The sequence below is a fragment of the Chelativorans salis genome (assembly GCF_025336525.1).
GTDB classification, from domain to species: domain Bacteria; phylum Pseudomonadota; class Alphaproteobacteria; order Rhizobiales; family Rhizobiaceae; genus Chelativorans; species Chelativorans salis.
The window spans coordinates 40,741-53,127 of sequence record NZ_JAOCZP010000015.1 but is presented as its reverse complement, the minus strand read 5'-3'; the positions used below and the strand labels follow the sequence as shown (position 1 = coordinate 53,127).

Annotated in this window: 16 protein-coding genes and 1 tRNA gene; 7 read left to right on the top strand and 10 right to left on the bottom strand. The window is 64.4% G+C overall.

Annotated features, from left to right (window positions below):
• Positions 1 to 35 precede the first annotated feature (35 nt).
• Entirely contained in the window at positions 36 to 614 is a 579-nt protein-coding gene (gene hpf, locus N5A92_RS26515) for a ribosome hibernation-promoting factor, HPF/YfiA family (protein WP_260907575.1), read from the top strand.
• A gap of 54 nt (positions 615 to 668) precedes the next feature.
• The gene (gene ptsN / locus N5A92_RS26510; RefSeq protein ID WP_260907573.1) at positions 669 to 1,133 is read left to right on the top strand and encodes a PTS IIA-like nitrogen regulatory protein PtsN; all 465 of its coding nucleotides are present in this window, start codon (positions 669 to 671) and stop codon (positions 1,131 to 1,133) included.
• 21 nt (positions 1,134 to 1,154) lie between these two features.
• Here ptsN and hemW read toward each other — a convergent pair whose 3' ends face one another.
• The 4 genes from hemW to rph are packed head-to-tail and all read right to left on the bottom strand — an operon-like array spanning position 1,155 to position 4,088.
• Complete coding sequence (gene hemW, locus N5A92_RS26505) at positions 1,155 to 2,306, bottom strand: radical SAM family heme chaperone HemW (protein ID WP_260907571.1); 1,152 nt, start codon at positions 2,304 to 2,306, stop codon at positions 1,155 to 1,157.
• Entirely contained in the window at positions 2,303 to 2,950 is a 648-nt protein-coding gene (gene rdgB, locus N5A92_RS26500; protein WP_260907569.1) for an RdgB/HAM1 family non-canonical purine NTP pyrophosphatase, read from the bottom strand. The genes hemW and rdgB overlap by 4 nt, the downstream gene beginning before the upstream one ends.
• Positions 2,947 to 3,360 (bottom strand): VOC family protein, encoded by a 414-nt coding sequence (locus N5A92_RS26495; RefSeq protein ID WP_260907567.1) that lies wholly within the window; start codon positions 3,358 to 3,360, stop codon positions 2,947 to 2,949. The genes rdgB and N5A92_RS26495 overlap by 4 nt, the downstream gene beginning before the upstream one ends.
• A gap of 11 nt (positions 3,361 to 3,371) precedes the next feature.
• A complete protein-coding gene (rph, locus tag N5A92_RS26490) occupies positions 3,372 to 4,088 on the bottom strand; it encodes a ribonuclease PH (protein WP_260907566.1) in 717 nt (238 codons plus the stop codon).
• Between the two features lie 156 nt (positions 4,089 to 4,244).
• Between rph and hrcA the strand changes: the two genes are divergently transcribed.
• The 5 genes from hrcA (at position 4,245) to N5A92_RS26465 (ending at position 8,124) form a co-directional block, all read left to right on the top strand.
• Positions 4,245 to 5,315, top strand: coding sequence for a heat-inducible transcriptional repressor HrcA (gene hrcA, locus N5A92_RS26485; protein WP_260907565.1), 1,071 nt, complete (start codon positions 4,245 to 4,247; stop codon positions 5,313 to 5,315).
• Positions 5,316 to 5,334: 19 nt separating this feature from the next.
• Entirely contained in the window at positions 5,335 to 5,631 is a 297-nt protein-coding gene (locus N5A92_RS26480; RefSeq protein WP_260907563.1) for a putative quinol monooxygenase, read from the top strand.
• 85 nt (positions 5,632 to 5,716) lie between these two features.
• Complete coding sequence (grpE, locus tag N5A92_RS26475) at positions 5,717 to 6,388, top strand: nucleotide exchange factor GrpE (protein ID WP_260907561.1); 672 nt, start codon at positions 5,717 to 5,719, stop codon at positions 6,386 to 6,388.
• A 93-nt stretch (positions 6,389 to 6,481) separates the two neighbouring features.
• Positions 6,482 to 7,249 (top strand): SDR family NAD(P)-dependent oxidoreductase, encoded by a 768-nt coding sequence (locus N5A92_RS26470; RefSeq protein ID WP_260907560.1) that lies wholly within the window; start codon positions 6,482 to 6,484, stop codon positions 7,247 to 7,249.
• The gene (locus tag N5A92_RS26465; protein WP_260907558.1) at positions 7,246 to 8,124 is read left to right on the top strand and encodes an SMP-30/gluconolactonase/LRE family protein; all 879 of its coding nucleotides are present in this window, start codon (positions 7,246 to 7,248) and stop codon (positions 8,122 to 8,124) included. The genes N5A92_RS26470 and N5A92_RS26465 overlap by 4 nt, the downstream gene beginning before the upstream one ends.
• Positions 8,125 to 8,127: 3 nt before the next feature.
• On the opposite strand, the gene N5A92_RS26460 is transcribed toward N5A92_RS26465, so the two are convergent.
• The 6 genes from N5A92_RS26460 to N5A92_RS26440 all read right to left on the bottom strand — a co-directional run bounded on the left by N5A92_RS26460 (position 8,128) and on the right by N5A92_RS26440 (position 12,369).
• A complete protein-coding gene (locus N5A92_RS26460; RefSeq protein ID WP_260907557.1) occupies positions 8,128 to 8,487 on the bottom strand; it encodes a septal ring lytic transglycosylase RlpA family protein in 360 nt (119 codons plus the stop codon).
• A gap of 190 nt (positions 8,488 to 8,677) precedes the next feature.
• Entirely contained in the window at positions 8,678 to 8,866 is a 189-nt protein-coding gene (locus tag N5A92_RS27365) for a GIY-YIG nuclease family protein (RefSeq protein ID WP_341850075.1), read from the bottom strand.
• 110 nt (positions 8,867 to 8,976) lie between these two features.
• Positions 8,977 to 9,061: transfer RNA gene (locus tag N5A92_RS26455), tRNA-Leu, on the bottom strand.
• A gap of 83 nt (positions 9,062 to 9,144) precedes the next feature.
• Positions 9,145 to 9,765 (bottom strand): 2,3-bisphosphoglycerate-dependent phosphoglycerate mutase, encoded by a 621-nt coding sequence (locus N5A92_RS26450; RefSeq protein ID WP_260907555.1) that lies wholly within the window; start codon positions 9,763 to 9,765, stop codon positions 9,145 to 9,147.
• A 40-nt stretch (positions 9,766 to 9,805) separates the two neighbouring features.
• Entirely contained in the window at positions 9,806 to 10,618 is an 813-nt protein-coding gene (dapB, locus tag N5A92_RS26445) for a 4-hydroxy-tetrahydrodipicolinate reductase (protein WP_260907553.1), read from the bottom strand.
• Entirely contained in the window at positions 10,618 to 12,369 is a 1,752-nt protein-coding gene (locus N5A92_RS26440) for an ABC transporter ATP-binding protein (protein ID WP_260907641.1), read from the bottom strand. Before N5A92_RS26440 ends, dapB begins: the two co-directional genes overlap by 1 nt.
• Between the last annotated feature and the right edge of the window lie 18 nt (positions 12,370 to 12,387).

Here is a 12,387-nt window from a genome sequence, read left to right as displayed (position 1 = left end):
GTTGGAATTCTGACCAGGGGAAGGTCCCTTCTCACATGAGCCTCCGTATTTCCGGCAAAAACATGGACATCGGCGACGCCTTTCACAGCCGTATCGACGAGCGGATTGGCGAGGCGGTGGATAAATATTTCGACGGCGGTTTCTCGGGCCGCGTGACCATCGAGAAATCGGGTGCTGGCTTCTCGGCCGACTGCACCATCCATCTCGACACCGGCACTGTGCTGCAGGCCACGGGCGAGGCGAAGGATCCGCAACTTGCGTTTGACGGCGCGGCCGAGCGCATCGAAAAGAGGCTGCGCCGCTATAAGCGCAAGTTAAAATCCCACAGCACAGCCCAGAGCGGCAACGGCGCAGCCGACATGGCCTACCGCGTGGTAGCGGCGGTCGGCGAGGACGAGGACGAACTGCCCGAGGACTATGCGCCCACAGTGGTGGCCGAATCGCGGCTGCCACTTAAATCCATGACCGTCGCTTCGGCCGTTGTCGAGCTCGATATGAAGGACAGCCCCGTCTTCGTTTTCCGCAATGCGGGAAGCAACGAAGTGAATATCGTCTATCGCCGGGCGGACGGCAATATCGGCTGGATCGACCCTTCGGCGGTCTCGAGCGCTTAGCCATTCCGACGGCCATCGGCCGAAGGCGCGTGAGCGAAGCAGAGGATGCAAAAAATGGATCTCAGCGATCTGATCGAGGTTTCGGCGGTTATGCCGGCCTTGAAGGCGAATTCCAAGAAGCAGGTCTTGCAGCTCCTCGCCGAAAAGGCGGCCGCGGTGACCGGTCTTGCGGAGCGCGAGATCTTCGACACCATTTTGCAGCGCGAGCGGCTAGGCTCCACCGGCGTGGGCAACGGCATCGCCATCCCGCACGGCAAGCTGCCGGGCATCAAGGAAATCACCGGCGTGTTCGCCAGGCTGGAGAGCCCGGTGGATTTCGACGCGCTGGACGACCTGCCGGTCGATCTGGTGTTCCTGCTTCTGGCGCCGGAAGGGGCCGGCGCCGACCACCTGAAGGCGCTGTCGCGGATTGCACGCGTCCTGCGCGACGTGGAGACGACCGCAAAAATCCGTGGCACCAAGGACGCCGCGGCTATTCACACGTTCCTCGCAGAGGCGCCGGCTTCGAACGCGGCTTAAGGGCGGGAAAATCTACTGTAGCTACCGGGCCAGATCGGCCACCAGTGCGTCGAGCACCACCATGCCGGCCGGCGTGGCGCGCAGGCGGGAATTGCCGAGCGGCGTCACCAAGCCTTCCTCGCGCAGGATCGTCACCCTCTCCGGCGCCAATGCACGGCCCGAAAGCTCTTCATAGCGCTGGAGATCGATGCCTTCTGCGAGCCGCAACCCCATCAGGAGGAACTCGTCTGCTTCTTCCTCGCGCGTCAGCGTCTCACCGCCGCAGACGCCCGTCCCCTTCGCCTCTGCAAGTTTTAGCCAGGCCTCCGGCACCCTCTCCGTGAAGGTGACGACACGCCGTCTCCCCTCAATGAAGCGTCCATGGGCGCCCGGCCCCACGCCGACATACTCGCCGTAACGCCAGTAGATGAGGTTGTGCCGGCTTTCCGCACCCGGCTTTGCGTGATTGGATATCTCGTAGGCCGGCAAGCCCCGCGCCGCCGTCACCTCCTGTGTCGCCTCGTAAAGGTCGGCCGCTCTGTCCGCGTCAGGGACGGGAAGCTTGCCTGCCTTGTGCAGGGAGAAGAAGGGCGTGCCTTCCTCGATGGTCAACTGGTAGAGTGACAGGTGGTCTGCGGCGTGGCCGATTGCCTCTTCCAGCTCCGCCGTCCAGGCCTCCACCGTCTGCCCCGGCCGGGCGTAGATCAGGTCGAAGGAAAGGCGCGGGAAGGTCTCGCGGGCGAGCCGGATTGCATGAAGGGCATCGTCGGCTGTGTGCAGCCGCCCGAGAAAGCGCAAGTCCCTGTCGTTCAGCGCCTGCACGCCGAGCGAAACGCGGTTGACGCCCGCCTCGCGGTAGCCGCGGAAGCGCTCCGCCTCCACGGAAGAGGGGTTGGCTTCAAGTGTGATCTCGACATCGGGCGCGACGGTCCATTCGGCGGCGATCCTGTCGAGAATGGTGCCGACAGTCTTGGGCTCCATCAGCGACGGGGTACCGCCGCCCAGGAAAATACTGGAGACCGCACGCTGGCCGGTGCGCTGGCGCATCGTCGCTAGCTCGCGCGCGAAGGCGTCGGCGAAGCGCGCCTGGTCCACCGGCTGATGGCGCACATGGCTGTTGAAGTCGCAATAGGGGCATTTGGCCGCGCAGAAGGGCCAATGCACATAGACCCCAAAGCCTGGACCTTCGTTCATGAGACACCCAGACGCGCTTGCGCGAACTTCTGAAAGGCACGCGCCCGGTGCGATAGCGCATGCGCGTCGCCGGGCTTCCAGCCGTGCTTCTCCTCCGCCGTCATCTCGCCGAAGGTGGTCTCAAAACCGTCCGGCTGGAAGACGGGATCGTAGCCGAAGCCGAGCTCTCCGCGCGGCGGCCACACCAGATGGCCTTCCACCTCGCCGCGATAATATTCCGCCTCGCCATCGGGAAAACACAGGCACAGCACGGCGACGAAGCGCGCGCGCCGCTGATCCGGCGTGACGGCGCCCTTCTCACGCAGGAGCTTCTCGACCTTGTCCATGGCGATGCGAAAGTCGCGGCCACCATCCGGCAGGGTCGCCCAGTCGGCGGTGTAGACGCCGGGAACCCCGTCGAGCGCGTCGGCGCACATGCCCGAATCGTCGGAAAGGGCGGGCAGGCCGGTCGCCCTGGCCGCCGCATAGGCCTTGATATAGGCGTTCTCCTCGAAGGCCGTTCCCGTCTCCTCCGGCTCCGGCAGGCCGAGCTCGGCGGCCGAGCGCACACGATATCCAAACGGCTCCAGAAGGCCTGCGAACTCGTTCAATTTTCCCTTGTTATGGCTGGCGAGGACGAATTGCCTGTCTTCGATGTTCCTCAAGAAAACCCCCAAATGCGCGGTTCGGCGAACTCCAGCGAATTACCGAACGGGTCACGAAAATAGATCGACCGCCCCCCGTTCGGCCACTCGAAATCCGCCTCGATGGCGATGCCCGCGGCATCGAGATGTGTTTTCCACGCCTCGATCTCCTCGGCGCTGGCGGCGAAGCAGAGGTGCCCCTCGCCGCGGGCGCCGTGCGGCGGCACCGGCAGCCGCGCATCGGGCGCCGGTGGCACCTCGGTGGCGTCGGGATTGAACAGAAGCACCACGGCGTTGCCGCAACGGAAAAAGACGTGCCGCCCTTCGGCCTTGGCGATGCGCCCCAGGCCCAGCACCTCTCCATAGAAGCGCTCGGCCTCCTTGAGGTCGCTCACATAGAGTGCTGCTTCGAGTATGGCCGCTGGTTGCATGGCAAATGCCCTCAGGAAACTGCCATCTTCTGCAACTCCACCAGCCGCGCTATGCCCGTCTTGGCGAGCGCCAGCAGCGCCTGGAATTGCTCTTCGGAAAAAGGTTCGCCTTCCGCCGTGCCCTGAACCTCGACGATGCCGCACTTGCCCGTCATGACGAAATTGGCGTCCGTCGCGGCCGCCGAATCCTCGGCATAGTCTAGATCGAGCACCGGCGTGTCCTCGTAGATGCCGCAGGAGATGGCGGCCACGTGGTCCTTCAGCACCCGCTCGACGGAAATCATGTGCCGCGCCTGCATCCAGGAAAGGCAGTCATGCAGCGCCACGAAGCCGCCGGTGATCGCCGCCGTGCGCGTGCCGCCGTCGGCCTGCAGCACGTCGCAGTCCACGGTAATCTGCATCTCGCCCAGCGCCTTCAGGTCGACCACCGAGCGCAGGCTGCGGCCGATGAGGCGCTGGATCTCCAGCGTGCGCCCGCCTTGCTTGCCCGAGGACGCCTCGCGGCGCATGCGGTCGCCCGTGGAACGCGGCAGCATACCGTATTCGGCGGTCACCCAGCCCTTGCCGGAGTTGCGCAGCCAGGACGGCACCTTCTCCTCCAGACTCGCCGTGCACAGAACCTGCGTATCGCCGAACTTGACGAGGCAGGAGCCTTCGGCGTGCTTGGAGATGCCGCGCTCGAAGCTGACGGCGCGCATTTCTTCCGGTTGCCGTTTCGATGGTCGCATGGTGTCCCGTCTCTGGCTGTTTTCTGGGTTCAGATCGTGCGCGGCTTGTAGCTTTTGAGGCCGGCGGACGCAAAGGAAAACCGTGTCGAGGCTCCTTCAAGAAGCATTGTGTTCCCCTCCCGTCCCCTTATATTCCGGCAAGGAGGCAGACGACGCATGACCAAGCCTGTCGTGGACCAAACACTGCAAACGCTCGATGCGCGCTCGCGCGACATCTTCCGCCTTATCGTCGAATCCTATCTGCGCGAGGGCGAGCCCCTGGGCTCGCGCAATCTTTCGCGCCTTTTGCCCAGTCAGCTCTCCCCGGCCACCGTGCGCAACGTGATGAGCGACCTGGAGCATCTCGGCCTCATCTACGCCCCGCACGTCTCCGCCGGGCGGCTGCCCACCCAGCAAGGCCTGCGTTTCTTCGTCGACGCTTTCATGGAGATCGGCGACCTTTCGGAAGATGAGCGAAAGGTCATCGAGGCGCAGGTAAGGACAGCGGGCAAGAGCCAGTCGCTGGAGCATATGCTGACCGAGGCGAGCCAGATGCTCTCCGGCCTGTCGCGCGGCGCCGGGCTGGTGCTGGCGGCCAAGGCCGAGACGCCGCTGAAGCATATCGAGTTCATCCAGCTCGAACCGCGCAAGGCGCTTGCCGTGCTCGTCTCGCAGAACGGCGACGTGGAAAACCGCGTCATCGACCTGCCGCCGGGCGTGACCGCCTCGCAACTCACCGAGGCCTCCAACTTCCTGAACGCCCACATCCGTGGCCGGACGCTGGCCGAGGCGCGGGCCGAGATGGAGCGGCTGAAGGAGGAGACACGCGCCGCGCTCGATACGCTGTCCCAGTCGCTGGTCGAGCAGGGGCTGGCCGTGTGGGCCGGGCAGGACAGCGACGTGCCGGCCAGGCTCATCGTGCGCGGCCGCGCGAACCTTCTGGAAAACGTGACGGCCCAGGCCGACATCGAGCTTCTGCGCCACCTCTTCCAGGACCTGGAGACCAAGGAAGGGCTGATTCAGCTTCTGGAGCTCGCCGAGGAAGGCCCGGGCGTGCGTATTTTCATCGGCTCCGAGAACAAGCTTTTCTCGCTCTCCGGCTCTTCGCTGGTGGTGGCGCCTTACCATGACCAGGAGTCGCGCATAATCGGCGCGCTCGGCATCATCGGCCCGACACGACTCAACTATGCCCGCATCGTGCCGATGGTGGACTATACGGCGCAGCTCGTCGGGCGGATGCTGCGGTAGAGATAGTACGGGAGGGATGATGTTCGGTCTGATCGGCAAAATGCGCTCGCAGCCCGGAAAGCGGGACGCGCTTATCGACATCCTTCTGGCCTCGAGTGCCGAAATACCCGGTTGTCTCAGCTATGTGATCGCCCGGGACGAGACCGACGAGGATGCGATCTGGATCACGGAAGTCTGGGACGGCGAAGAAAGCCACCAGGCGTCGCTCTTGCTGCCTGAAGTGCAGGAGGCGATCGGCAAGGCACGCCCGCTGATCGCCGGTTTCGATTCGCATGTCCGGACGCTTCCTGTCGGCGGCACCGGCCTTCCTGGCTGAACGGAAACCGTTCCCCCTTGATTTTGCGGCTCCAAAGCTCGATATCCGGCCCGATTTCCGAGAAAGAGACGGACAGGCAATGAATATGCATCCAAAAGACGACAACAACGCACCGGAAAACGCCAAGCCCAGGGACCAGGCAAGCGAGGCCGAAACAGCCCGTGAAGAGCCAGCCGAAGGCGAGAACAACGATGCGGGAGTGTCCGAAGCGGATGTGCTGGTGCGCCTGGCCGAGGAGAACGAGGAATTGAAGGAACGCGCGCTGCGGCTGGCCGCCGAGATGGACAATCTGCGCAAGCGCACCCAGCGCGACGTGGCCGAGGCACGCAGCTTCGGCATCGCCAATTTCGCGCGCGACATGCTCACCGTGTCGGACAATCTCCAGCGAGCGCTGGAAGCCGTGCCGGCGGAGGCGCGCGAAAAGGCCGAGCCCGGCCTCAAGGCGCTGGTCGAAGGCGTCGAGATGACCGAGCGCGCCATGCTCTCGGCGCTGGAGCGCCACGGGGTCAAGCGCATCGAGCCCAACGGCGAGAAGTTCGATCCGCATTTCCACCAGGCTATGTTCGAGGTGCAGAATCCGGAGGTGCCGGCCAATACGGTCGTCCAGGTGGTGCAGACGGGCTACGTCATCGGCGAGCGCGTGCTGAGGCCGGCCATGGTCGGCGTCGCCAAAGGGGGACCCAAGGGCAGCGAGACGACCGCAGACGCGAAGGAAGCCAGCGAGGCCGGCACTGGTCCGCAGGATTCCGCGTCCTGAGGCGGAGGCCATTCGGTATAAGAATGGCCGTTGGAGTTGGCCGGGGCGTACTGTGCGGCTAAGCTGGCGCTAACCAAAGGGGCCGCTTCATCCATGATGCCGACAGAACGATTTCCCGATCTCGAAAACGCCTCGGTGCTGATCACCGGCGGCGGCTCGGGCATCGGCGCCGCACTCACGGAAGGCTTCCTGCGCCAGGGTGCGCGGGTGGCGTTCATCGATATCGCCGAGAAGGACAGCCGCGCGCTTTGCGACCGGCTGGACAAGGACCTGGGACGCAGACCGCTTTTCCTCCACGCCGACCTGCGCGACATCGAAGCGCTGCGCAAGGCGGTCGCCGAGGCGGCCGACGCGCATGGGCCGGTCACGGTCCTCGTCAACAATGCTGCCTGGGACGACCGTCACGAGGTGGAAGAGGTCACGCCCGATTACTGGGACAACAACCAGGCGATCAACCTGCGCCCGCAATTCTTCGCCGTGCAGGCGGTGGTGCCGGGCATGAAGGCGGCCGGCGGCGGCGCCATCGTCAACTTCACCTCTATCTCCTATATGATCAACCAGGGTGAGATGCCGGCTTATTCGGCCGCCAAGGGCGGCATCGTCGGCCTCACCAAGGGACTTGCCGGCGCGCTCGGCCCGCATGGCATCCGCGTCAATGCGATTGCGCCTGGCTGGGTTATCACGGGGCGGCAAAAGGAGTTGTGGGTGACGGAGGAAGGACTTCAGCGCCACATCGCGCGGCAATGCCTGAAGGATACCCTGCAGCCGGAGGACATGGTGGGACCATGCCTCTTCCTCTCTTCAGGACTTTCGCGCGCCGTCACCGCGCAGACCCTTATCGTCGATGGAGGAGTGCTATGAGCGACGCCGCGGTTTCGGTTCTTTCGGACACTGCCTGCCGACTCGGGGAGGGGCCGGCCTATGACGCCCATACCGACACGCTCTTCTGGTTCGACATCCTCGAACGCAAGCTTCTCGAACTGCCGCTCTCGGGCGGGAAAGAACAGGTGCACGACCTGCCGGTGATGGCGAGCGCGCTGGCACGCGTCGACGAGGCGCGCCAGCTTCTGGTGACGGAGACTGGCCTGCAGCTTCGCGACAGGGCATCCGGGGCGCTGGAGATGCTGGCCGAGGTGGAGGCGGACCGTCCGGACACGCGCTCCAACGATGCCCGTCCGCACCCTGCCGGCGCGCTGTGGTTCGGCACCATGGGCAAGAGCGGGCAGGAACAGACCGGCGCTATATACTGGTTCTTCAAGGGCGAGGTGCGGCGGCTTTTCTCGCATATCACGATCCCCAATTCGATCTGCTTCTCCCCCGACGGCGCCATCGGCTATTTCGCCGATACCCGCGAGAACCGGCTCTACCGCGTCGCCTGCGACCCAGAGACCGGCCTACCCGTGGACGACCCGGTGCTGACGGTGGAAGGCAACGAGATGCCGGGCGGCATCGACGGCTCGGTGATGGATGCCGACGGCACGTTGTGGAACGCGCGCTGGGGCGCCGGGCGGCTCGACGCCTGGACGGCACGCGGCGAGCTTATCCGCTCGATCCAGCTGCCGGCGCGGCAGGTCACATGCCCGGTCTTCATCGGCCGCAATGCCGACCGCCTCGCCGTCACCTCGGCTTTCGAGGACATGGACGAGGCAGCGCGCAAGGCCGATCCGCAAGCCGGCAAGACCTTCGTGCTCGACCTGGCGGTCAACGGCCGGCTCGACCCGCCGGTGCTTTTGTAAACCTTACTTCGCCGCCTCCAGGCAGACCTGCGTGTGCCCGGCGCTGATGAAGCCGAGTTTGCCGGCGGCGGCCTTCGACAGATCCAGGATGCGCCCACCCACGAACGGCCCGCGGTCGTTGATGCGTACAGTGACGGCCTTGCCGTTGTTCTGATTCACCACCTTGACCTTCGTGCCGAAAGGCAACTTGCGGTGGGCGGCGGTCATAGCTGCCGGATTCATGCGCTCGCCGGAAGCGGTCTTCGACGTCAGCGCGTACCAGGACGCACTGCCGCATTGCGCATGAGCCGCGGCCGGGAGCAAGGCGAAAGGTGCCGCGGCGGCAAGCGCAAGCGCGCCGTCTCGGCCGGGAAAGCTTCTCATTGATGTCCCCAATGCTGTGCTGCTACCGGACCGGACTAGGGACGGAATCGGGCAAGGAAGCGACTGGGGAAGCATTCGGCGCGCGTGCGCCGGTCACGTTTTGTCTCGCCGTGACTCGGGAGGTGTATAATGCGGCAGTGAGAAGGAGAGGAAAGTTATATTGGCAGGCTCGAGATGGTGGTGATCAGGTTTATTCCTTTATCAGCCTTTTGTTGGCAAATGCCCGACCTGAATGCGACTTGAGATCTTTTCCAAGTTCAAGCGCCACAACTTTGTCAGAGAAAGCGCAATACCATAAACGCTGCTTCAGATTAGCAGTTGCGCCGGTATATTCTTGTTCTGGCGAGGTTACGCTGCGGACTATGTAGACGCACCACATGTGCGTGTTCGGTCCGTCTTCGCTTCCGCTTTGCTCCAGCTACGCCGGACACTGCTTCGCTCTAACGGCCGACGCATGGCTGCGCCACGCGTAGCCCGAAGGGCGAAGCGTGGTGCCCAGGAGAGGACTCGAACCTCCACGCCTCGCGGCACACGGACCTGAACCGTGCGCGTCTACCAATTCCGCCACCTGGGCTAGGTGCGCTGCCGATGTAAGCGGCGGCGCTTTGTGTGTCAACGCGGATTCTGTGATTTTCTCCGACTGTCGGCCGCCTGTGCTCAATCTTCCAGAATTTCCTTTGAGGCGACGGTGGAATCGGCGTTGAGGCGGTAGACGATGGGAACGCCGGTGGCGATCTCCATCTTGACGACCTCCTCGCCGGTCAGCCCGTCGAGTGCCATGACGAGCGCGCGCAGTGAGTTGCCGTGGGCGCTCACCAGGACTGTTTCGCCGCGCAGAACATGAGGCTGAATGTCGTGCAGATAGTAAGGCCACACACGGGCGCCGGTGTCCCTCAGGCTTTCGCCGCCGGGCGGCTGCACGTCGTAGGAGCGGCGCCAGATATGCACCTGCTCCTCGCCCCATCTATTGCGCGCGTCGTCCTTGTTGAGGCCGGAGAGGTCGCCGTAGTCGCGCTCGTTCAGCGCCTGGTCGCAGATGGTCTCAAGCCCCTCCTGGCCGAGCTCGGCGAGGATGTGGTCGTTCGTCACCTGTGCCCGCGACAGCACCGAGGTGAAGGCGATATCGGGCTTGAGCCCGTGCGCCTTGATCCTGCGGCCGGCATCCTTCGCTTCCTCGTGGCCTTTCTCCGAAAGGCCGGGATCGCGCCAGCCGGTGAACAGGTTTTTCAGGTTCCATTCGCTCTGGCCGTGTCGGACGAGGACGAGGATTCCGGACATTGTAGCTCCCTTGCAGTGCGTGGAAGGATAAAGGCGTGGATCAGGCGAGACCCAGGACATCGAGCATGGAGTAAAGCCCCGGCTTCTTCTCGCGCGCCCACAGGGCCGCTTTCACGGCGCCACGTGCGAAGATAGTGCGATCCTCGGCGTGATGGGAGAGCACGATGCGCTCCCCAGTGCCGGCGAGGATGACGGAGTGCTCGCCCACCACAGAGCCGCCGCGCAGCGTTGCGAAGCCGATCGTGCCGGCCTCGCGCGCGCCGGTGTGGCCGTCGCGCACGCGGATGCTCTTCTCGGCGAGGTTTTCGTCCCGGCCTTCGGCTGCCGCCGCTCCCAGAAGTAGTGCCGTGCCCGATGGCGCGTCCACCTTGTGGCGGTGGTGCATCTCCAGAATCTCAATATCGAAATCGGCGGCGTCCAAGGCCTTTGCCGCCTGACGCACCAGCACCGAGAGCAGGTTGACGCCGAGGCTCATATTGCCGGACTTGACGATGGTGGCGTGGCGGGCTGCCGCTGCGACCGCCGCTTCGTCCTCGTCCGAAAGCCCGGTGGTGCCGACGACGTGGACGATGCGCGCCTGCGCCGCATAGCCGGCAAACTCCACCGTCGCCCGCGGCGTCGTGAAGTCGAGCACGCCGTCGGCCTTGGCGAAGGCGGCCAGCGGATCGTCGCCGATCTCGACATTGACGATGCCGATGCCGGCAAGCTCGCCGGCGTCCTTGCCGAGATGCGGAGAGCCGGGGCGCTCGACAGCACCCACGAGGCGGGCGCCCTCCATCGTGTGCACGGCGCGGATTAGCGTTTGGCCCATGCGGCCACCGGCACCCACCACCACCAGACCCATGTCACCCATCAGCGTCGCTCCTCCGTCTCCTTCGTTCGAGGTGCCCTTTTCGCCCCACCGCTGTCAACCGGCGCCGCTTCGAGAAGGTCATCGGTCTTTTCGGTCTGCATGCGGTAGAAGCGGGCATAGATGCCGTGCGGCTTTCGGACCAGGGTGCGGTGCGTACCCTGCTCCACCAGCCGCCCCTCTTCCAGAACAATGATCTGGTCGGCGTTGATGACCGTGGAGAGCCGGTGCGCGATCACCAGCGTGGTGCGCGTCTTCATCACCCGGTCGAGCGCCTGCTGCACCTTGGCCTCCGATTCGTTGTCGAGCGCCGAGGTGGCCTCGTCGAGGAGCAGGATAGGCGCGTTGCGGACGATGGCGCGGGCGATCGACAGGCGCTGCCGCTGGCCGCCCGAAAGGGTGGCGCCGCTTTCCCCCACCAAGGTCTCGTAGCCCTGGGGTTGCCGCAGGATGAATTCTTCCGCGTTGGCGAGCCTTGCCGCTTCGTCGATCTCGGCGTCGGTGGCGTCGGGCCGGCCGTAGCGGATGTTGTCGCGGATCGTCCCCTCGAAGAGATAGGGGTGCTGCGAGACGTAGGCGATGGCGGAGCGCAGCGAGTGCTTCGTGACCAGCGAAATGTCCTGCACGTCGATAGTGATCTTTCCGTCGTCGAGGTCGTGGAAGCGCTGCAGGAGCGCGAAGAGCGTCGACTTGCCGGCACCGGAGGGGCCGACGATGGCGGTCGTCCTGCCGGCCTTCGCCTCTAAGGTCACACCGTGGAGCACGGGCATGTGCTCGGCGTAGGCGAAGCTCACCCGGTCAAAGAGGACGTTGCCCTCCTTGACCTGAAGCGCTTCCGCGACCGGCGCGTCGCCCTGCTGCGGCTCGGCATCGAGGATGTCATATATCATGCGGGCATTGACGAGCGCCCGCTCCAAATCCACCGGCACGCGCGCAAGCTTGCGCACCGGCTCATAAGCGAAGAGCATCGCCCCGATGAAGGCGATGACGGAACCGGGCGGAACTCCCTGAGTTGACGCGCGCCAGCCTGCATAGACGAGAACGGCCGCGACGGAAACGCCGACGAGAATCTCGGTTATCGGCGTCATCCGCTCCGACACGCGGGCTATCTTGTTAGAGCGGTTCTCGGCACGGCCGATGAGCCCCGACATTTTGCCGGATAGCGCATCCTCCATCGTGAAGGCTTTGACGATGGCTATTCCCTGAATGGATTCCTGCATAGCGCCGAGGTACCGCGAATTGATCTCCACTGCCTCGCGCGCAAGTCCGCGCACACGTCTGGTCAGATAATTGATCGCGTAGATCATCGGCGGGCCGATGATGAAAACGGCAAGCGACAGCACCGGGTCCATGAACACCATCATCCCGCCCAGGCCTACGAGCGTGGGAATCTGGCGGGCGGTGGCAGCAACCGTCGTGTTGAGCAGATTGCGAATGCCTGTGACGTTCTGAGCTATCTGCGCTGTAAGCTGGCCCGACCGGCTCGCGGTGAAATAGCCGATGTCGAGTCGCATCAGATGATCGAAAAGGCGGCGCTGATAGCGGGCGACAACATTATTGCCGATCTTGGCGAGCAACACCGTTTGCCCGTACATCGCAAAACCGCGGATGATGTAGACGGCGACAAGGATCGCGCAGTACCAGTAGAGCGTCGACCACTCCCCCTCAACAAACCCGTCATCGACAATGGGTTTCAACAGGTAGGCGCTAAAAGTAGTGGTGGCGGAGATCACCAACATGCACGCTATGGCCATGCCATAGGTCGGGACATA